This is a genomic window from Thioalkalivibrio sp. ALR17-21 (genome assembly GCF_000420185.1).
Lineage (GTDB): Bacteria > Pseudomonadota > Gammaproteobacteria > Ectothiorhodospirales > Ectothiorhodospiraceae > Thioalkalivibrio > Thioalkalivibrio halophilus.
Genome location: NZ_ATUL01000017.1, coordinates 1 through 19,613, shown reverse-complemented (window position 1 = coordinate 19,613; position 19,613 = coordinate 1). Strand labels below are relative to the sequence as shown.

General features: G+C 66.9%; 23 protein-coding genes and 2 tRNA genes. 22 read left to right on the top strand and 3 right to left on the bottom strand.

Annotated elements, in window-relative coordinates; all coding sequences use genetic code 11:
* Positions 1-30 precede the first annotated feature (30 nt).
* The 7 genes from G020_RS0109860 to G020_RS0109830 are packed head-to-tail and all read left to right on the top strand — an operon-like array spanning position 31 to position 5,044.
* On the top strand, positions 31-1,182 hold the full coding sequence (locus tag G020_RS0109860; protein ID WP_024329482.1) for an ABC transporter permease: 1,152 nt from the start codon (positions 31-33) through the stop codon (positions 1,180-1,182).
* A gap of 3 nt (positions 1,183-1,185) precedes the next feature.
* Positions 1,186-1,977 (top strand): ABC transporter ATP-binding protein, encoded by a 792-nt coding sequence (locus G020_RS0109855; RefSeq protein ID WP_024329481.1) that lies wholly within the window; start codon positions 1,186-1,188, stop codon positions 1,975-1,977.
* Positions 1,974-3,005 (top strand): MlaD family protein, encoded by a 1,032-nt coding sequence (locus G020_RS0109850; RefSeq protein WP_024329480.1) that lies wholly within the window; start codon positions 1,974-1,976, stop codon positions 3,003-3,005. Before G020_RS0109855 ends, G020_RS0109850 begins: the two co-directional genes overlap by 4 nt.
* Positions 3,005-3,637: a membrane integrity-associated transporter subunit PqiC gene (locus G020_RS0109845; RefSeq protein WP_024329479.1), complete on the top strand. Its 633-nt coding sequence runs from the start codon at positions 3,005-3,007 to the stop codon at positions 3,635-3,637. The genes G020_RS0109850 and G020_RS0109845 overlap by 1 nt, the downstream gene beginning before the upstream one ends.
* Entirely contained in the window at positions 3,637-4,152 is a 516-nt protein-coding gene (locus G020_RS0109840; RefSeq protein WP_024329478.1) for a glutathione peroxidase, read from the top strand. Before G020_RS0109845 ends, G020_RS0109840 begins: the two co-directional genes overlap by 1 nt.
* A complete protein-coding gene (gene tadA / locus G020_RS0109835) occupies positions 4,149-4,676 on the top strand; it encodes a tRNA adenosine(34) deaminase TadA (RefSeq protein ID WP_024329477.1) in 528 nt (175 codons plus the stop codon). The genes G020_RS0109840 and tadA overlap by 4 nt, the downstream gene beginning before the upstream one ends.
* The gene (locus tag G020_RS0109830; RefSeq protein WP_024329476.1) at positions 4,673-5,044 is read left to right on the top strand and encodes a hypothetical protein; all 372 of its coding nucleotides are present in this window, start codon (positions 4,673-4,675) and stop codon (positions 5,042-5,044) included. The genes tadA and G020_RS0109830 overlap by 4 nt, the downstream gene beginning before the upstream one ends.
* Positions 5,045-5,239: 195 nt before the next feature.
* Here G020_RS0109830 and G020_RS0109825 read toward each other — a convergent pair.
* Together G020_RS0109825 and G020_RS0109820 are read right to left on the bottom strand one after the other, a co-directional pair.
* Positions 5,240-5,315, bottom strand: a tRNA-Thr gene (locus G020_RS0109825).
* A 1-nt stretch (position 5,316) separates the two neighbouring features.
* Positions 5,317-5,401 (bottom strand) — tRNA-Leu (locus tag G020_RS0109820).
* A 90-nt stretch (positions 5,402-5,491) separates the two neighbouring features.
* On the opposite strand from G020_RS0109820, the gene queA reads away from it, so the two are divergent.
* Genes queA through secF form a run of 5 tightly spaced genes read left to right on the top strand, consistent with a single transcriptional unit; the run spans position 5,492 to position 10,906 of the window.
* The gene (gene queA, locus G020_RS0109815) at positions 5,492-6,577 is read left to right on the top strand and encodes a tRNA preQ1(34) S-adenosylmethionine ribosyltransferase-isomerase QueA (RefSeq protein WP_024329475.1); all 1,086 of its coding nucleotides are present in this window, start codon (positions 5,492-5,494) and stop codon (positions 6,575-6,577) included.
* The gene (gene tgt / locus G020_RS0109810; RefSeq protein WP_024329474.1) at positions 6,567-7,682 is read left to right on the top strand and encodes a tRNA guanosine(34) transglycosylase Tgt; all 1,116 of its coding nucleotides are present in this window, start codon (positions 6,567-6,569) and stop codon (positions 7,680-7,682) included. Before queA ends, tgt begins: the two co-directional genes overlap by 11 nt.
* A 48-nt stretch (positions 7,683-7,730) precedes the next feature.
* Entirely contained in the window at positions 7,731-8,060 is a 330-nt protein-coding gene (yajC, locus tag G020_RS0109805; protein ID WP_018870412.1) for a preprotein translocase subunit YajC, read from the top strand.
* A gap of 13 nt (positions 8,061-8,073) precedes the next feature.
* Entirely contained in the window at positions 8,074-9,939 is a 1,866-nt protein-coding gene (secD, locus tag G020_RS0109800; RefSeq protein WP_018945649.1) for a protein translocase subunit SecD, read from the top strand.
* 16 nt (positions 9,940-9,955) lie between these two features.
* Positions 9,956-10,906 (top strand): protein translocase subunit SecF, encoded by a 951-nt coding sequence (gene secF / locus G020_RS0109795; RefSeq protein WP_024329473.1) that lies wholly within the window; start codon positions 9,956-9,958, stop codon positions 10,904-10,906.
* Positions 10,907-11,013: 107 nt separating this feature from the next.
* On the opposite strand, the gene G020_RS0109790 is transcribed toward secF, so the two are convergent.
* Entirely contained in the window at positions 11,014-11,841 is an 828-nt protein-coding gene (locus G020_RS0109790; protein WP_019022478.1) for an inositol monophosphatase family protein, read from the bottom strand.
* Positions 11,842-12,001: 160 nt separating this feature from the next.
* Between G020_RS0109790 and G020_RS0109785 the strand changes: the two genes are divergently transcribed.
* The 10 genes from G020_RS0109785 (at position 12,002) to iscX (ending at position 19,392) form a co-directional block, all read left to right on the top strand.
* The gene (locus tag G020_RS0109785; RefSeq protein WP_024329472.1) at positions 12,002-12,787 is read left to right on the top strand and encodes an RNA methyltransferase; all 786 of its coding nucleotides are present in this window, start codon (positions 12,002-12,004) and stop codon (positions 12,785-12,787) included.
* Positions 12,788-12,843: 56 nt separating this feature from the next.
* A complete protein-coding gene (cysE, locus tag G020_RS0109780; RefSeq protein ID WP_018945653.1) occupies positions 12,844-13,650 on the top strand; it encodes a serine O-acetyltransferase in 807 nt (268 codons plus the stop codon).
* Positions 13,651-13,710: 60 nt separating this feature from the next.
* Positions 13,711-14,229 (top strand): Rrf2 family transcriptional regulator, encoded by a 519-nt coding sequence (locus G020_RS0109775; RefSeq protein WP_024329470.1) that lies wholly within the window; start codon positions 13,711-13,713, stop codon positions 14,227-14,229.
* Positions 14,229-15,452 (top strand): IscS subfamily cysteine desulfurase, encoded by a 1,224-nt coding sequence (locus tag G020_RS0109770; protein WP_018945655.1) that lies wholly within the window; start codon positions 14,229-14,231, stop codon positions 15,450-15,452. The genes G020_RS0109775 and G020_RS0109770 overlap by 1 nt, the downstream gene beginning before the upstream one ends.
* 48 nt (positions 15,453-15,500) lie before the next feature.
* Entirely contained in the window at positions 15,501-15,908 is a 408-nt protein-coding gene (iscU, locus tag G020_RS0109765; protein ID WP_024329469.1) for a Fe-S cluster assembly scaffold IscU, read from the top strand.
* 7 nt (positions 15,909-15,915) lie between these two features.
* Positions 15,916-16,239, top strand: coding sequence for an iron-sulfur cluster assembly protein IscA (iscA, locus tag G020_RS0109760; protein ID WP_018870403.1), 324 nt, complete (start codon positions 15,916-15,918; stop codon positions 16,237-16,239).
* Between the two features lie 121 nt (positions 16,240-16,360).
* Positions 16,361-16,882, top strand: coding sequence for a Fe-S protein assembly co-chaperone HscB (gene hscB, locus G020_RS0109755; protein ID WP_018870402.1), 522 nt, complete (start codon positions 16,361-16,363; stop codon positions 16,880-16,882).
* Positions 16,883-16,937: 55 nt separating this feature from the next.
* On the top strand, positions 16,938-18,827 hold the full coding sequence (gene hscA / locus G020_RS0109750; RefSeq protein ID WP_018945658.1) for a Fe-S protein assembly chaperone HscA: 1,890 nt from the start codon (positions 16,938-16,940) through the stop codon (positions 18,825-18,827).
* Positions 18,828-18,830: 3 nt separating this feature from the next.
* The gene (gene fdx / locus G020_RS0109745; RefSeq protein ID WP_024329468.1) at positions 18,831-19,169 is read left to right on the top strand and encodes an ISC system 2Fe-2S type ferredoxin; all 339 of its coding nucleotides are present in this window, start codon (positions 18,831-18,833) and stop codon (positions 19,167-19,169) included.
* Positions 19,170-19,188: 19 nt separating this feature from the next.
* Positions 19,189-19,392, top strand: coding sequence for a Fe-S cluster assembly protein IscX (gene iscX, locus G020_RS0109740; RefSeq protein WP_018945660.1), 204 nt, complete (start codon positions 19,189-19,191; stop codon positions 19,390-19,392).
* Positions 19,393-19,613 lie beyond the last annotated feature (221 nt).

The following is a 19,613-nucleotide window of genomic DNA, read 5'->3' as shown; positions in this document are numbered from 1 at the left end:
CCATGGTCGCGCACGAGTCGGGAAAACGGCATGGACACAGCGTCAGGGGCCCAGCGGCCAGCCTTCCAACATGATGCCACAGACGGGCCGTCCCCCGGTCTGCGCCTGTCGGGCAGTCTGGACACCGCCGCGGTGGAACGGTCCTGGGGCCCGCTGCGCGACCGCGTGCGCCTGCTGGCGCGCGAGGCGGGGGGCGGGACCCTGCCCGTGGATGTCACCGGTCTGAGCTATTGTGACGGCGCCGGGGCCGCCCTGCTGCACGCACTGGAACGGGATGCCGCGGCCGGGGGGGTGACGCTGGAGCTGGTCGGCGCCACGCGCATGGTCGAGGAGCAGCTGGCTCCGTATCGTGAGCTGGATGCGGTGACGCCCGCGCGCGGTGAGGGCCGCAGTGACTGGCGCAGCCGCTGGGCGGACGCGGTCGGACAGGTGGGACGCGCGGGCTGGGAGCAGATGGCGTTCATCGGCGAACTGGGCCGTGCCCTGGGGGCGGCGCTGCGGCATCCGCGGCAGGTGCGCTGGGGCGATACCTTTCGCGTGGCCGAGGTTGCCGGGTTCCGGGCCCTGCCGATCGTCTCTTTGATCGCCTTCCTGATGGGCGTGATCCTGGCGTTCCAGTCGGCGATCGCGATGCGTCAGTTCGGGGCGGAGATCTTCGTGGCCGATCTGGTCGCGGTGTCGCTGTTCCGCGAGCTGGGCCCGCTGATGATGGCGATCCTGCTGGCGGGGCGCTCGGGGGCGGCGTTCGCCGCCGAGATCGGGACCATGAAGGTGAACGAGGAGGTGAATGCCCTGCAGACCATGGCCCTGGATCCGGTGCGCTTCCTGGTGGTGCCCAAGGTGCTGGCGGGCACCCTGGTCGCGCCGCTGCTGGCGCTGTACGCCAACCTGATCGGCCTGCTGGGTGCGGCCCTGGTGCTGCAGGGCTTCGGCATCCCGTGGGTTGCGTTTCTCAACCAGGTGACCGGCGCGGTGTCGCTTTCGGACCTGTTCTCCGGATTGTTCAAGGCCGGGGTGTTCGGCCTGCTGGTGGCCAGCGTTGGCTGCCTGCGCGGCCTGCAGACCGGCAACGGCGCGGCGGCCGTGGGCAGCTCCACCACCAGTGCGGTGGTTACGGCGATCATCCTGATCGTGGTGTTCGACGGCCTGTTCGCGGTCCTGTTCTATCACCTGGGGGTGTGAGGCATGGCGCAGTCCGATACGGATCCGGTGATCCGGGTGGAAGGCCTGACCATGGGCTTCGACGATTTCGTGCTGATGCGGGATCTGAACTTCGAGGTCCGCCGTGGCGAGATCTTCGTGATCCTGGGCGGCTCCGGGAGCGGCAAGAGCACGCTGCTCAAGCACATGATCGGGCTGTATACCCCGCAGGCCGGAAGGATCTGGATCGGCGACGCGGATATTGCCCACGCCGACGGCGAGCGTTTCGAGGCCATCCTGCGGGGCATGGGGGTGATGTATCAGATGGGCGCGCTGTTCGGGTCCATGACCCTGCAGGAGAATGTGCGCCTGCCGCTGGAGGTTCACACCGCTCTGCCGCGTTCGGCGATGGACGCTGTGGCCCGCGCGAAGCTGCAGCTGGTGGGGCTGGGCGCGTTCGTGGATTTCATGCCCTCGGAGATCTCCGGTGGCATGCAGAAACGTGCCGCCATCGCGCGGGCCATGGCGCTGGACCCCTCGGTGCTGTTCCTGGATGAACCCTCGGCCGGGCTGGATCCGATTACCTCGCGCGAGCTGGACCGGTTGATCCGGCGGCTCGCGCGCAGCCTGGGCATGACCATCGTGATCGTGAGCCACGAGCTCGCGAGCATCTTTGCCATCGCCGACCGCGTGATTATGCTCGACAAGGAAACCCGGGGCATCGTCGCCGACGGGGATCCGCGACGCCTGCGCGAGGAGTCGGCACACCCCTGGGTGCGGCGCTTTCTGGGCGGCGACCAGGACGAAGCAGCCAACGGCGAGGAGGCCTCCGCATGAGTGCCCGACAGCATTTCCGGCTGGGCCTGTTCATCCTCGGCGGGCTCGCATCGCTGGTGATCATCCTGTTGATTGCGACGGCGGGGAATTTCTTCCGACCGTCGATGATGATCGAGACCTACATGGATTCCTCGGTGCAGGGGCTGGAGGTCGGCGCCCCGGTGAAGTTCCGCGGTGTCCAGATCGGCGAGGTGACCCGGCTCGGCTTTACTTCGGTGGAGTACGAACAGGATGTGCCCCCGGCGGAACGCAAGCGCTACGTGCTGGTGCGCGCGCGCCTGTGGCCGGACCGTTTTGCGACCACGCCGCAGGAAGCCCTGTTCGAGGACGATGTCCTGGAGCAGCTGGTCGAGGCCGGGCTGCGGGTGCGCATGGCGGCCCAGGGCATCACCGGCATGAACTACCTGGAGGCGGACTTCGCCGATCCCGCGGAACACCCGCCGCTGGACCACCCCTGGGATCCGGAGTACGCCTATCTGCCGTCGGCGCCCAGCATCACGATGCAGTTCATTGAGTATGCCGAGAAGCTGCTGGAACGCATCGACGATATCGATATCGAGGGCGTGGTGGGGAATCTCAACAGCCTGCTGGTCAATCTCGACGACACCGTCTCGAGCATCGACGTGGAGGGTATCGCCGGACGGGCGGACGACCTGATCGGCGAACTGGAGACCACGGCCACCAGTGCCGAGCGCATCATGGAATCCGTCGAGAACCTCCTCGACCATCCTGATACGCAGGCCCTCCCGGGCGAGACCCGCGAGACCATGCGTCAGCTGAGGCGCACCGCGGAACAGGCCGAGATTGGCGAGCTGGTGGCCCGGATCGAGGGCATGGTGGAACGCCTGGATCGTGGCGTGGAAGTGAACGAGGCGAAACTGGCGGAGACCCTGGAAGAGCTGCAGAGCACCACGCGCAGCCTGCGCAGCCTTTCGGAAGACGTGCGGCGCAATCCGGCGGGTACCCTGTTCGGGGCACCGCCGCCGCGCAGTATCATGGACCGGGACAACCGGGGAGAGGAACGCTGATGACACGCGCGCTACTGCTGGCGGTGCTGGCCGCATTCCTGCTGGGGGGCTGCGGCCTGCTGGCCGAACGCGAACCGGTGGAGCGGGCGTGGTTCCTGCTGGAACTGCCGGAGGACACCGGGCCGCCCGCAACGGATGCCGGCGTGCCCGTGGCAGTGGAGCTGGGCTCGGTGCGCGTGGCCCCCGCCTATGCCGAGAAGGGGCTGGTGTACCGCCTGGGGCCGCACGAGTACGAAGCGGACTACTACAACGAATGGTTCCTGCGTCCGGCGGAACAGGTGGAACAGCTGCTGCGCGAACGCTGGACCCGTGGCGACGGCGCCGTGGTTCTGGTGGACGACGCCCGCGCCGCGCGGGCGGCCGGGCAACCGGTGGTGGAACTGCACGTGCTGGTCACGGCCCTGTACGGTGACCTGGATACGAACAGCGGCCGCGATGCCGCCCGCGTGGGGCTGCGGACCCGGCTGGGTGGCGCTGACCGGGCCGAGCTGGCGCATTTCGAGGCCACCGAAGCCCTGCAACAACGCTCGCCTCGGGCCCTGGTGGCCGCCCTGTCCCGCGGCATGGCGGCCAGCCTTACGGACCTCGAGGCGGAACTCCAATCCTTCGCGCGACAGGAGGCGGACGGATAATGGCCGACCCGCAAGCCACGGTGTATGACTTCGAAGTGCCCCGCGCCGACGGCCGGCGGCAGCGGCTCGACGAGTACCGCGGCGAGGTGCTGCTGATCGTCAACGTCGCCTCGCAATGCGGCTTCACCCCGCAGTACGAAGGGCTGCAGGCGCTGCAGGATCGCTATGGCGAACGCGGCTTCCGGGTGCTGGGGTTCCCCTGCAACCAGTTCGGTCGACAGGAGCCGGGCGATGCCGACTCCATCCGGGTCTGCGGTCTGCGCTTTGGCGTGAGCTTCCCGGTGTTCGCCCGCATCGAGGTGAACGGGGAGGGTGCCGACCCGCTGTTCCGCCACCTCAAGACGGCCGGCCCCGGTGCCCTGGGCACGCAGCGGATCAAATGGAACTTTACCAAGTTTCTGGTGGGGCGGGACGGCCGCGTCATCCGGCGCTTCGCCCCCACGCGGCGCCCGCAGGATCTGGCCAGCGCCATCGAACGGGCGCTGGACGAGCCCGCGCCCGCCAGCGCCGCATGAGCGAGCAGGATGACGTGCGCTGGATGGAACAGGCGCTCGCACAGGCCGAGGCCGCAGCCGTAGCCGGTGAGGTGCCCGTAGGCGCGGTGCTGGTGGACGCCGAAGGCAACGCCCTCGCGGCGACCCACAACGCACCCATCGCCAGCCGTGACGCCACCGCGCACGCCGAGATCCGCGCCCTGCGCGCGGCCGGGGAGCGTGTTGGCAACTACCGCCTCCCCGGCACCACCCTCTACGTGACCCTGGAGCCCTGTTCCATGTGCGCCGGCGCCATCATCCACGCCCGCGTGGCGCGGCTGGTGTACGCCGCGGCCGATCCACGCACCGGGGCCACCGGCAGTGCCATCGACCTGATCCACCATCCGGCCCACAACCACCGCGTGGCGGTCACCGGCGGCGTGCTGGCCGAACGTGCCGCGACCCAGCTGCGCGACTTCTTCCGCGCCCGTCGGCGCAACACGCCGGCCGTCGGGGACGAAAATGGCGCGCAGCCCGAACCCGATCCTCAAAGGAGAACTTCATGATCCGAATCCGCCACATGCTGCTGGCCCTGCCGCTGGCTGCGGGCCTGCTGGCCACGGCCGTTGCCGCGAACGAGATCCACAGCGTGGAAGCCCTGAATCAGGCACCGGAAGAGCTTGAGGGCGAGACGGTGCGCCTGGAAGGCATCATCGCGCAGGTCAACAAGGACATCATGGGCCGCAACTTCCTGCGACTGGTGGACGGCACCGGCGAGCCCGGCGACTTCATTACCCTCACCAGCCAGCAGACCGCCGATCCGGGTGACCGTGTGCGGGTGGAAGGGGTCTACGTGCTCGAAAGGGACTTCGGAGCCGGTTACGTCTACCCGGTCCTGATCGAACAGGCCCGCCTGGAGGATTCAGGAGATTGACATCGGCACGCGCCGCATGACGTAGCGTTGCACTTCTTGGTTGAATTCAGGATCTGGGGGAAGATGATGCTGGGAGCGTAGCGCCAAAGGCAGGGCGAAAAAACTGGCTACCGTTTCTGTACGCCACGATGTGCACCACGGAGGGGAAGGCGGGGAGTGTTGCGGCGGGTGATGTGCCGCAAACCCTTGATTTTATGGAGCCGGTGACAGGAGTCGAACCTGCGACCCTCTGATTACAAATCAGACGCTCTACCAGCTGAGCTACACCGGCCTGGTGCCGGGAGTGGGACTCGAACCCACAAGGCCGAAGCCAGCGCATTTTGAGTGCGCCGTGTATACCAATTCCACCATCCCGGCTTGCAGCGCCCGTAGTGTAGCGCACGCAGGGGGTGTGGCAATACGGCCGTGCGGTATCCCGCGAGCCGGGGCGTGGTAGGATCGCGCGCCATGCGAGTTGCCGATTTTGATTATGAGCTCCCGTCCGAGCTGGTCGCTCAGGATCCGTTGCCGGAGCGCACCGGGTCCCGGCTGCTGGTCCTGGAGGGCGAGGAGCCGGAGGATGCCGTGTTCGCGGACATCGGGCACTGGCTGCGTCCGGGCGATCTGCTGGTCCTCAATGACACGCGGGTGATCCCGGCGCGGGTGTTCGGGCAGAAGGCGAGCGGCGGCCGGGTGGAGGTCCTGTTCGAGCGGGTGCTGGAAGGCGGGCGCGAGGCGCTGGCGATGGTGCGTGCGAGCCGGGCTCCGGGCATCGGAGTGCGGTTGTGGCTGGCGGACGGGGCCTTCGAGGTGGAGGTGACCCGGCGCGAGGGGCCGTTCTTCCGCCTGTCGCTGTGTGGCGAAGGAAAGGCGGGCGAGCAGGATCTGCCGGCCCTGCTGCATGCCCATGGTCAGGTGCCGCTGCCGCCGTATATCGAACGCGCGCCGGAGCAGGAGGACGCCACGCGGTATCAGACGGTGTTCGCGCGACGAGAAGGGGCGGTTGCGGCGCCGACGGCGGGGCTGCATTTCGACGACACCCTGCTGCGCGGATTGCGCGACAGTGGCGTGGAGACGGCCACGGTGACGCTGCACGTGGGCGCGGGGACGTTTCAGCCGGTCAAGGTGGAGGACACGACGGACCACGAGATGCACGCGGAATGGCTGGAGGTCTCGCCGGAGCTGTGCGCGGCGGTGGCACGCTGCCGCGAGCGCGGCGGCCGTGTGGTGGCCGTGGGAACGACCTGCGTGCGTGCGCTGGAGTCGGCCGCGGCAGGTGGCGAGCTGGAGCCGTTCACGGGCGATACGCGGCTATTCATCCAGCCGGGATATCCGTTCCGCGTGGTGGACCGCATGATCACCAATTTTCATCTGCCGCAGAGCACGCTGCTGATGCTGGTATCGGCGTTTGCCGGGTATCGGCGGCTGTTTGCGGCCTACGCACATGCCGTGTCGCAGCGCTACCGGTTCTTCAGTTACGGGGATGCGATGTGGCTGGCACCCGGCGATCCGGGCGATCAGCCGCCGAGCGCGGAGACTTCCGATGCAGTTTGAACATCTGGGCAGCGACGGTGCGGCCCGCCGCGGCCGGCTGACCTTCCCGCGGGGAGAGGTGGAGACGCCGGCGTTCATGCCGGTGGGAACCTACGGCACGGTCAAGGCGATGACCCCCGAGGAACTCACGGGGCTGGGGGCGCAGATCATTCTGGGCAATACCTTCCATCTGATGCTGCGCCCCGGGACGGAGATCATCCGGGCGCACGGCGATCTGCATGACTTCATGCACTGGGAGGGGCCGATCCTGACCGATTCCGGCGGGTTCCAGGTCTTCTCGCTGGCCGAGATGCGCAAGATCAGCGAGGAAGGTGCGCGCTTCCAGTCGCCGGTGGACGGCTCGAAGGTGCTGATGACGCCCGAGTCGTCGATGCAGGTCCAGCGCGAGCTGGGCTCGGACATCGTGATGATCTTCGACGAGTGCACCCCGTATCCGGCCACGCATGACGAAGCGCGCCGCTCCATGGAGCTCTCGCTGCGCTGGGCGGACCGCTCGCGTCAGGCCCACGGGGACAACCCGGCGGCGCTGTTCGGGATCGTGCAGGGGGGCATGATCCCCGAGCTGCGGCGGGAGTCGGCGGCCGGCCTGCGCTCGATCGGTTTCGACGGGTACGCCATCGGCGGGCTGTCGGTGGGCGAGCCGGAGGAGGAGCGGCTTGCCACACTGGACGTGACTCTGCCGGAGCTGCCGGTGGAACAGCCGCGCTATCTGATGGGAGTGGGGCGGCCCGAGGACATCGTGGAGGCGGTGCGCCGCGGGGTGGACATGTTCGACTGCGTGATGCCGACCCGTAACGCCCGCAACGGTTTTCTGTATACCCGCGAGGGGGTTCTGCGGATCCGTAATGCCCGGTTCCGCGACGATACCCGCCCGATCGACCCCGAGTGCGGGTGTTACGCGTGCCGCAACTACTCGCGGGCCTATCTCAAGCACCTCGACAAATGCAACGAGATTCTCGGCTCGCGCCTGGCGACCACGCACAACCTGCATTACTACCAGGACCTGATGCGCGGGATGCGCGAGGCGATTGCCGAAGGGGCTCTGAATGCCTTCGTGGCGGATTTCTATCACCGGCGCGGCATGGACGTGCCTGCTGTGCCATAATTCGCGCCGCCTGTTTGACCGAACCGATTTGCTGAACGGAGAAGCTGCATGGATTTCCTGATTTCCGCCGCCCACGCGCAGGAAGGCCAGGCCGCCGGTGGTGGCCTGATCGAATTCCTGATCATGATCGTGATCTTCTTTGCGATCATGTACTTCCTGATCATTCGTCCGCAGAGCAAGCGGGCCAAGGAACATCGCTCCATGGTCGAGTCCCTGTCGAAGGGTGACGAGATCGTGACCAATGGCGGCATGGCCGGGAAGATCACGGAAGTCGGCGAAAACTTCATTCACGTCGATGTGGCCGATGGCGTGAACGTCGTCGTGCAGAAGCAGTCCGTGCAGTCCGTCATGCCCAAGGGTTCCCTGAAAGACCTCTGAAGGCCCGTAGCCGATGCGCAACTCCTATCCGGTGTGGGTGTATGCCCTGATCGTCGTGGTCGTGACGATCGGGCTGCTTTATGCCGCCCCCAACCTGTTCCCCGAAGATCCGTCCGTGCAGATCGACAACCCCATGGCGGGGGAAGTCGAGGAGAACATGGAGGGCGTGATCGGTACCGTGCTCGGTGCCCAGGGCCTGACCCCGATGCGGGCCGAGCGCCGCGACGGCCAGCTGCTGCTGCGGTTCGAAACCGCGGACCAGCAGGCCCGGGCCGCGGAAATCCTGCGGAATTCGCTGGACGACAACCACACGGTCGCGCTCAACATGGCGCCGGCCACACCCGACTGGCTGCGTGCCATCAATGGTCAGCCGATGTCGCTCGGGCTCGATCTGCGGGGCGGGGTGCACTTCCTGATGGAAGTGGACCTCAACGCGGTGATCGGTACGGCCATCGAACGCTACACCAACGAGCTGCGTCCCCGCCTGCGCGAGGAACGCCTGAGCTTCTCCGCGCTCGAGGATGGCGGTGACGAGTTGCGCATTCGCTTTGCCAGTGACGGCGAACGCGACGAGGCCGAGAGCTGGCTGAGCAGTGAATACCGCGGCGAGCTCGAGTGGGCCCCGCGCCGGGAGGACGACGACTGGTTGCTGGTCGGCACTCTCGAGGAGGAACACCTGACCGAACTGCGCCGCCAGGCGCTGCAACAGAACATATCCACGCTGCGCACCCGCGTGGATGAGCTGGGCGTGGCCGAGCCGCTGATCGCCCAGCAGGGCGAGCATCGCATCGTGGTGCAGCTGCCGGGCGTGCAGGACACCGCGCGCGCCAAGGAAGTGCTGGGTGCGACCGCGACTCTGGAATTCCGCCTGGTGTCCGAAAGCGGGGATCCCATGGAGGCCCGCGAAACCGGCGAGGTGCCTTCCGGGACCCGGCTGTACGAAGAGCGTGACGGCACCCCGGTGCTGCTGCAGCGGCAGGTCATGCTCACCGGGGAGTTCATTACAGACGCCTCGTCCGGCATCGCCGACGACACGGGCGGGCCGGCGGTCTTCATCAATCTCGACGGCCAGGGTGCCCGCATCTTCTCGCGCGTGACCTCGGACAACGTCGGCCGGCTGATGGCCACGGTGTTCATCGAGACCACGATCGAGACCGAGGAAGAAGACGGCGAAGTCGTGATGCGCAGCTCGCAGAGCGAGGAAGTGATCAACGTCGCGCGCATCAACGAGCCGCTGGGCGGGCGTTTCCAGATCACCGGGCTGGATTCCACCACCGAAGCGCGCAATCTGGCGCTGCTGCTGCGGGCCGGGGCGCTGGCCGCACCCATGTCGATCGTGGAGGAACGCACGGTCGGCCCGAGCCTTGGCCAGGAGAACATCGACCGCGGGATCCAGTCGGTCATCATCGGTTTCGTGCTGGTGATGCTGTTCATGATCCTGTACTACCGGGTGTTCGGCGTGATCGCCAACGTCGCGCTGGCGCTCAATCTGGTGTTCATCGTGTCGGTGCTGTCGATGCTGCAGGCCACGCTGACGTTGCCGGGGATCGCCGGGATCGTGCTTACGGTCGGCATGGCGGTGGACGCCAACGTGCTGATCTTCGAACGCATCCGCGAGGAGCTGCGCAACGGCATGTCGCCCCAGGCGGCGATCGCGTCGGGCTACGACCGCGCCGTGACCACCATCGCGGATGCCAACGTGACGACCCTGATCGCCGCCGTGGTGCTGTTCATCTTCGGGACCGGCCCGATCAAGGGCTTCGCCATCACGCTGTCGATCGGGATCGTCGCCTCGATGTTCACCGCCATCGTGGTGACTCGGGCCATCGTCAATCTGACCTACGGACGCCAGCCGCGGCTGGCCCGTCTGTCCATTTAAGTCCGGGAGCCGGGGAATGCTGCCGCATCTCAACTTCGCCGAGTCCAACTTCGACTTCCTGGGCAAGCGCCGGGTCACCCTGGTGATCTTGGTGGTGCTGATCGTGTTGTCCGTGCTGATGCTCGCCACCCGCGGGATCAATTTCGGCATCGACTTCACGGGCGGAACCCTTGTGGAGGTCGGCTACCCGGAAGCGGTGGAGCTCGATCCGATCCGGGAAACCATCAACGAGGGCGGATTCCAGGGAGCGCAGGTCCAGACCTTCGGGACCGCGCGGGATGTGCTGATCCGTCTGCCTCCGCGCGAGGACGAGCCGGACGAGGCGGCGCTGTCCAATCAGGTCATGCAGTTGCTGGAGGCCGGGGGCCCGGAAGGTGCCGAACTGCGCCGAGTGGAATTCGTCGGGCCGTCGGTGGGCGAGGAGCTGCGCGAGCAGGGCGGTCTGGCGATGATCTACGCCCTGGTCGGGATCCTGATCTACGTCGCCGTGCGGTTCGAGTGGCGCTTCGCCGCGGGGTCCGTGCTGGCGCTGGTACATGACGTGGTGATCACGCTGGGGATCTTCTCGGCACTGCAGCTCGAGTTCGACCTCGGGGTGCTGGCGGCGGTCCTGGCGGTGATCGGTTACTCGCTCAACGACACCATCGTGGTGTACGACCGCATACGCGAGAACTTCCGGGTCCTGCGCAAGCAGGGGACCGAGTTCGTGATGAACAATGCGGTCAACAAGACCCTCGCACGAACCATCGTGACCAGTATGACGACCCTGCTGGTGCTGTTCGCGCTGTTCTTCCTCGGCGGGGCGGCTCTGCAGAACTTCTCGGTGGCGCTGATCATCGGTGTCATCGTCGGGACGTATTCCTCGGTCTTCATCGCGGCCACGGCGGCGCTGATGCTGGGGGTCGACCGCCAGGTGCTGTTGCCGGTGAAGAAGGAAGGTGCGGACGAGGAGGATGCGACGCCCTGAGAACGCCCTGATTCGGGGGGGCAGGGACGGACAAGGAAGCCCGCCCCACTGGGATATGAGGGCGTGGCTGCGGGAGCGGAGCGGGGCCGATGACCGCCCCGGGCGATTCAGCCTTCGCCGTGCGGGCTTCCGGTCTTGCGTCCCTCCACCTCCGCAGCGTGCAGACGCTGCAGCATCGTTTTCAGGACCTTGGGGTTCCCGGCCACGACATCGCCCTTGCGAAAGATCTCGTTGCCACCCTGCCAGTCGCTGGTCAGGCCACCGGCTTCCTGCACCAGCAGCAGTCCCGCTGCCATGTCCCAGGGCTGCAGGCCCATCTCCCAGAAGCCGTCAAAACGGCCGCAGGCGACCCACGCCAGATCCAGCGCCGCGGAACCCGGCCGCCGAATGCCGGCCGTGCCCGGGATCATGTGGCGCAGGGTGCGCAGATAACGTTCCAGGTCCTGCCCCTCGCGAAACGGGATGCCCGTGCCCAGCAGCGCACCTGACAGATCCTTGCGCTGCCCCACGCGGATACGCCGGTTGTTGAGGAAGGCGCCGCCGCCGCGCGTGGCGGTGAAGAGTTCTTCCTTGATCGGGTCGTAGACCACCGCGTGTTCCAGGCGCCCCTTCTGCCGCAGGGCGATGGACACCGCGTACTGAGGGATCTCGCGCAGGTAGTTGGTGGTGCCGTCCAGCGGGTCGATGATCCACTCGTGTTCGGCGCCGGTGGCCCCGGGCTGGTTGCCTCCCTCCTCCGCGAGGATCGCGTGGTCGGGGTAGGCCTTCTTCAGCGTCTGGACGATCGCCTGCTCGGCGTTGACGTCGACATCGCTGACCCAGTCGTTGCGGGCCTTCTCGCGAGTGTTGACCCGGTCCGGTCGCCCCCAGGCGCGGGTGGTGATGCGTCCGGCCGCGCGGGCCGCCGATACCGCCGTGTTCAGCATGGGGTGCATGAGGGTTCTCCGACATCGCTTGGGAAGGAATCGGGGCCGGCGCACGGACGCCCCCGAAGGTCGCGAACAATACACAACGCATCGGGGCTTTGGAAGTGGTCGGGCTTCCCGCGGCGCGGCGGTGTACAATCGCGCCCGCATGCGAGCGGGCAGGGGCGCCATGGAATCCAGGACAGACGAGCATCGACCGATCGATCCGGGCCCGGGGGCCGCCGCCCGGGTCCGGGTCGTGCTGGTGGGAACGACCCACCCGGGCAATATCGGATCCGCGGCCCGCGCCATGAAGGCGATGGGCATGCGCGACCTGGCGCTGGTGGCGCCGGAGCGCTTCCCGCATGCCGACGCCACCGCGCTGGCGTCCGGTGCCGACGACGTGCTGGCAGGGGCCACGGTGGTCGACACGCTGACCGAGGCGGTCGCCGACTGTCATCAGGTGGTGGGGACCAGCGCCCGCACGCGCACCCATTCGGTGCCGGTGCTGGAGCCCGACGGTGCCGCGTCGCGGGTGCTCGGCGGGGCGGCCGAGGGGCCGGTGGCATTGGTCTTCGGCCGCGAGCACAGCGGCCTGACCAACGAAGAGCTCGACCATTGCCACGCATTCGTCCGCATCCCGACCGACCCCGATTTTTCCTCGCTCAATCTCGCCGGCAGCGTCCAGATCATGACCTGGGCGGTGCGCCGGGCGGCACTGGCCGATGTCGGGGAGTCGGGTGCCGTGGTGCGCCAGGCCTCGGCGGCGGAGCGGGATCCTGCGGCCACCCACGCGGAGCTGGAAGGTCTGTTCGAACATTACGAGAAGACCCTGGAGGCCATCGACGTGCTCGATCCGGAGAATCCGCGCCACACCATGCGCCGGTTGCGCCATCTGTACCTGCGCGCGGAACCGACGGCCTCGGAGGTGCGGCTGCTGCGCGGCATATTGACGCACACCCTGCGGGGCCGGTGAGCGCGGATTCCCGGCTGTGATACCCTACCGAATAACTCAGGATTGAGACCGGAATCATGTTCAAGACCCTGCGCGAGGATATCCGCTGCGTATTTGCGCGCGATCCCGCTGCCCGCAATGCCTTCGAGGTGCTGACGGCGTATCCGGGTCTGCATGCGCTGTGGTTTCATCGCGCGTCGCACTGGCTGTGGAATCATCGCATGCGCTGGCTGGGGCGCATCCTGGGCAATATTGCGCGGCTTCTGACGGGGATCGAGATTCATCCCGGAGCCACCATCGGACGCCGGTTCTTCATCGACCACGGCATGGGCGTGGTGATCGGCGAGACGGCCGAGATCGGCGATGACTGCACGATCTACCACCAGGTGACCCTCGGGGGGACCAGCTGGGAGGGCGGCAAGCGCCATCCGACTTTGGGGAACGAGGTCGTGATCGGGGCCGGGGCCAAGCTGCTGGGGCCGATCCATATAGGGGACCATGCGCGGGTGGGCTCCAATGCCGTGGTGCTCAAGGATGTGCCCGCGGACGCGACGGCGGTGGGGATTCCGGCGCGGGTGCTGGGGCCGCGCCCGGAGCCGGACCCACGCTTTCAGCAGGCCGCCAGTCGCATGGGTTTCGACGCCTACGGTGTCACCCGGGACATGCCCGACCCGGTGGCGAACGCCCTGCACCGCATCGTGGATCGCGTCCACGAGCTGGATGACCGTATGGAGAAGGCCTGTCAGGCGCTAAAGCGCGCGGGGATCGACCCGGGCGAGGCGATGGGCGAGGATACCGGCCATCCGCTGGAGCCCTGCGACCTGGAAGGGCTGGAGCCGGATGACTGTGAAATCCCTCCCCGCAAACAGCAGGGTAATAGTTGACCGTTTTGCTCAGGAATTGCTAGGCTCTCCAGCAACCTGAACAAGAAGGCGCATCGAGTCATGAAACTGACGACCAAAGGACGTTACGCCGTAACCGCCATGCTCGACGTGGCGACTCATACCCGCGAGGGCCCGGTCTCGCTGGCCGAGGTGGCGGGGCGGCAGAAGCTTTCGCTGTCCTATCTGGAGCAGTTGTTCTCGCGGCTGCGCAAGAAGGGGCTGGTGGTCTCCAGCCGCGGCCCTGGCGGCGGTTACGCGCTGAGTCGCGACGCGGCCGAGATCAGTGTGGCCGAGATCATCGTGGCGGTGGATGAACCGGTCGATGTGACCCGCTGTGGCGGCAAGGCCAACTGCAACAAGGAATCGCGCTGCCTGACTCACGATCTGTGGGCGGACCTGAGCGATCAGCTTTATGATTTCCTCAGCAATCGTTCGCTGGCGGAAGTGCTGGAGCGCCACGAGGCAAGCGTGCAGGCGCGCGAACAGGGAGAGCATCCGGTGACGGTGCACGGCTCGAACGGAAAAGAAAACGATCATGCGGGCGCCACGGTAGCGGCCGCGGACAGGAGCAATGCGTGATGAGTGACCTGAAACTGCCGATCTACCTCGACTATTCCTCGACCACCCCGGTGGACGAGCGCGTCGCCGAAGAAATGAAGAAGTTCCTGACGCGGGACGGTTTTTTCGGTAACCCGGCCTCCCGGAGTCACAGCTTCGGCTGGGATGCCGAGAAGGCGGTCGAGAACGCGCGGGAACAGGTCGCCGCTCTGGTGGGTGCGGATCCCAAGGAGATCATCTGGACCAGCGGGGCCACCGAGGCCGACAACCTGGCCCTCAAGGGTGCCGCGCACTTCTATCAGCGCAAGGGCAAGCACGTCATCACGGTGAAGACCGAACACAAGGCCGTGCTCGATCCGGCGCGCCAGCTGGAGCGGGAAGGCTTCGAGGTGACCTATCTGGGGGTCGACGAGAACGGTCTGGTCGACCTGCAGGAACTGCGCGACGCCATGCGTGACGACACCATTGTGGTGTCGGTCATGCACGTAAACAACGAGATCGGCGTCATTCAGGACATCGAGGCGATCGGCAATCTCTGTCGCGAACGCGGCATCGTATTCCACGTGGACGCGGCGCAGTCGACGGGCAAGGTGGCGGTCGACCTGTCGAAGCTGCCGGTGGACCTGATGAGCTTCTCCGCGCACAAGACCTACGGTCCGAAGGGCATCGGCGCGCTGTTCGTCCGCCGCAAGCCGCGCGTGCGGATCGAGGCGCAGATCCACGGCGGCGGGCATGAACGCGGCATGCGTTCGGGTACGCTCGCGCCGCACCAGATCGTCGGCATGGGCGAGGCTTTCCGTATCGCCGGCGAAGAGATGGGCAGCGAGCTGGAACGTATCCGCATGCTGCGTGACCGCCTGTGGGAGGGCCTCAATGACATGGAAGAGGTCTACCTCAACGGTGACAAGGAGCGCCGGGTGGCCCACAACCTGAACGTGTCGTTCAACTTCGTGGAGGGCGAGAGCCTGATCATGTCGCTGCGCGACATCGCGGTTTCCTCCGGTTCGGCCTGCACTTCGGCCAGCCTGGAGCCCTCTTACGTACTGCGCGCCCTGGGTCGCGACGACGAGCTGGCGCACAGCTCGATCCGCTTCTCCATTGGCCGCTACACCACGGTCGAAGAGATCGACCACACCATCGACATCGTGCACAAGGCAGTTGGCAAGCTGCGCGAACTGTCGCCGCTCTGGGAGATGTACCAGGACGGGATCGATCTCAAGAGCATCGAATGGGCGGCCCACTGAGGCCGTTCCGGAACATCCACCCACGGGTACGCGAACAGGAGAGTCATCATGGCTTACAGTGACAAGGTGATGGATCATTATGAAAATCCGCGCAATGTCGGCAGCTTCGAGAAGGGCGATGAATCGGTAGGCACCGGCATGGTCGGTGCGCCGGCCTGCGGTGACGTGATGAAGCTGCAGATCAAGGTAAACGACGATGGCGTGATCGAGGACGCCAGGTTCAAGACCTACGGCTGCGGTTCGGCGATCGCGTCCAGCTCGCTGCTCACCGAATGGGTGCGCGGCAAGAGTCTGGAAGAAGCGAGCCAGATCAAGAACACGCAGATCGCGGAAGAACTGGCGCTGCCGCCGGTGAAGATCCACTGCTCGGTGCTGGCCGAAGATGCGATCAAGGCAGCGATCTCCGACTATCAGGAGAAGCACGGCGCCGAGGAACCGGAACAGAAGACGGCCTGAAGACGATATGGCAATCACACTGACCGACAGCGCGGCCGACCGCATCCGGCACTTCCTCGAACAGCGGGGCAAGGGTGTCGGCGTGCGGCTCGGGGTGAGGACCACGGGCTGCTCCGGCATGGCCTACGTGGTGGAGTTCGCCGACGAGGTCGAGGAAACGGACACGGTGTTCGAGGTCGACGGGGTGAAGCTGGTGGTGAGTCCCAAGTCCCTGGTGTACCTCGACGGCACCGAGCTCGACTTCGGCAAGGAAGGCCTGAACGAGGGTTTTCGTTTCAACAACCCGAACGAGAAGGCCCGCTGCGGCTGCGGTGAAAGCTTCAACGTCTGAAGGTACCGGGCCAGCGCGGGGTGCGGCGGGATCGTCCGGATACGGGCGTCCCGCTCACCCCTTTTCTTTGCCGGGCCTGCGGGCCCGGTTTTCGCTACGGACAAGGGATGACAGTCGGCCGATGAACGATCCGTTTGAACAGTTCGATCTTCCGGTCGCCTTCGAGGTGGATCGCGATGCCCTGGAGGAACGTTTCCGGCGCCTGCAGGCGGAGCTTCATCCCGACCGCTTCGTGCGTCAGGGCGATCAGGCGCGGCGCATGGCCGCGGCGATGGCGGCGGACGTGAACGAGGCCCACGATATCCTGGCGAACGACTATCGGCGCGCCCTGCACATCCTGGAGCGGGCGGGGTTCGAATTCGATCCCGAACGCGACACCAGCCGGGACATGGGGTTCATCGAGGCCCAGATCGAATGGCGGGAACGCCTGGAAGATGCGGAACGTGCCGGCGATGCCGCGGCGCTGGATACCCTGGCCGACGAGCTGAATGGGGCGCGGGCCGAGGCACGCGAGAAAGTGGCCACGGCCCTGGCCGACCCGGAGAAACCGGCGGACGATGCCCGTGATCGGGTGCTCGAGCTGCGATTCTTCGACCGTTTGCTGGAGGAGCTCCAGCGAACCCGACAGTCGCTGGCGTCGTAACCGACGCCGGCGGAAGATTCCCCCCGACCGAGAGCTTCATCAGGAGCCGAACGCGATGGCGTTATTGCAGATCACCGAACCCGGCGTTGATTCCGCCCCGCACCAGCGTCACCTGGCCGCGGGCATCGACCTGGGCACCACTCACTCGCTGGTGGCGACGGTCCGCAGCGGCGAGGCCGATACCCTGCCGGACGAACAGGGTCGCCATATCCTGCCCTCGGTGGTGCACTATTCGGCGGACGGTGCGCAGGTCGGATACGAGGCGGCGGAGCATGCCGGCGATGATCCGCACAACACCATCGCATCGGTCAAGCGCCTGATCGGCCGCGCGGCATCCGACGTGGCGACGCTCTCGGGCGAGCTGCCGTTCCGGCTGAAGACCGGAGACGGTTCGAGCGTGCCGCGCATCGAGACCGCCGCCGGGGACAAGAGCGCCGTCGAGGTCTCCGCGGATATCCTCGGCAGCCTGCGGGCGCGCGCCGAGGAGAGCCTGGGTGATGAGCTGGAAGGCGTGGTGATCACCGTGCCGGCGTATTTTGACGACGCCCAGCGCCAGGCGACTCGTGACGCCGCCCAGCTTGCGGGCCTGAATGTCCTGCGCCTGATCTCCGAGCCGACCGCCGCGGCGGTCGCCTACGGGCTGGACCAGGGTGAGGAAAGCACCATCGCGGTGTACGACCTCGGCGGCGGAACCTTCGACATCTCCATCCTGCAGCTGCGTCGCGGCGTGTTCGAGGTGCTGGCCACCGGCGGCGACTCCGCGCTGGGGGGCGACGACGTGGACCGCAGCGTGGCCGAGTGGCTGCTGCAGCAGGCCGGGATGCAGGGGGAAAATGATCCGCAGCGCCTGCGCCGCGTGACCCTCGAGGCGCGCCGCGCCAAGGAGGCCCTGACCGAGGCCGACACCACCAAGGTGCGGGTGACGCGCGCCGATGGCAGTGAATGGCAGGGGCAGCTGGATCGCGCCGGCCTGCTGGAACTGGCGCGCCCGCTGCTGGACCGCACCCTTGAGTCCTGCCGTCAGGTTCTGGCGGACGCCGATCTGGAGCGCGACGCCATCGACGAGGTGATTCTGGTGGGGGGGTCGACCCGCATGCCCGCCGTGCGCGAGGCCGTGCAGGAGTTCTATGGCCGCGAACCGCGCGCCGGTATCGACCCGGATCGCGTGGTCGCGATCGGCGCGGCGCAACAGGCCGACATCCTCGCCGGCAACAAGCCGGACACCGAGCTGGTGCTGCTGGACGTGATCCCGCTGTCGCTGGGACTGGAAACCATGGGCGGGCTGGTCGAGTTCATTGTCCCGCGCAACACCACCATCCCGGTCAGTCGGGCGCAGGAATTCACCACCTTCAAGGACGGCCAGACCGCCATGTCGGTGCACGTGGTGCAGGGCGAGCGCGACGTGGTGGACGCCAACCGTTCGCTGGCACGCTTCACCCTGTCCGGGATCCCGCCGATGGTCGCCGGGGCCGCGCGCATCCGCGTGAGTTTTCAGGTGGACGCCGACGGCCTGCTGAGCGTGACCGCGCGGGAGCAGACGCAGGGCGTGGAGGCCCACGTGGAGGTCAAGCCCAGCTACGGCCTGACGGATGCCGAGATCGAACAGATGTTGCGTGATTCCGCCTCGGCGGCACGTGACGACATGGAGGCCCGCCGCCTGCGCGAGGAGCAGGTGGAGGCCGATCGCGTGCTGGAGGCGCTGAACGCCGCCCTGGAAACCGACGGCGACCGCTATCTGGACGCCGAGGAACGCGCGAACATCGAGAGTGCCCGCGACGCCCTGGCCGAAGAACGCGGCCGGGGCGAGGATCCGGACGCCATCGAAGCCGCGCGCAAGCGCGTCGAGCAGGCATCCGAGGCCTTCGTCGCGCGCCGCATGAACGACAGCATTCGCCGCGCACTGGCGGGGCACAACGTCTCCGAATACGACGACTCAGGGAACTGACCCATGCCACAGGTGATCTTTCTGCCGCACCAGGAAATCTGTCCGGAGGGCGCCTCCATCGAGGCCGAGCCGGGCATCAGCATCTGCGATCTCGCCCTGAAGAACGGGATCGAGATCGAACACGCCTGCGAGAAGTCCTGCGCCTGCACGACCTGCCACGTGTATGTGCGCGAAGGGATGGACAGCCTCGAGGAGCCCAGCGAGGATGAAGAGGACATGCTCGACAAGGCCTGGGGGCTCGAGCCCGATTCGCGCCTGTCCTGTCAGGCGGTTGTGAGCGATGCAGATCTGGTGGTCGAGCTGCCCAAGTACACCATCAACCAGGTGTCCGAGCACCACTGATCAGCGGGAGAGTGCGGTCATGAAATGGACTGATACCAGCGAAATCGCGATGCAGCTTGCGGATGAGCATCCGGACGTGGATCCGCGCAACGTCAACTTCGTTGACCTGAGGAACTGGGTGGTGGAACTGCCGGAGTTCGATGACGATCCGGAACGGTCCGGCGAGCGCATCCTGGAGGCGATCCAGCTCGCCTGGATGGACGAGGCGGACGTCGACGACTGAGCGGGATCGGCGAGGGGGCTCGCCGCCTGCAGGTCGAACCCTGCCCCCGGTGGGAGGCCGGCCCTCCGGCCGATTCCCCGTCCGGCCCATCTACCGCGCCGGATCGGCCAGAGGCTGGCCTCCTACAGGATTCGTCAGGCATGTGGGAGCGGCCTCGGCCGCGAACGGATATGCGGGATCGGCAGGTGCCGGATCGGCCAGAGGCTGGCCTCCTTGTGTGT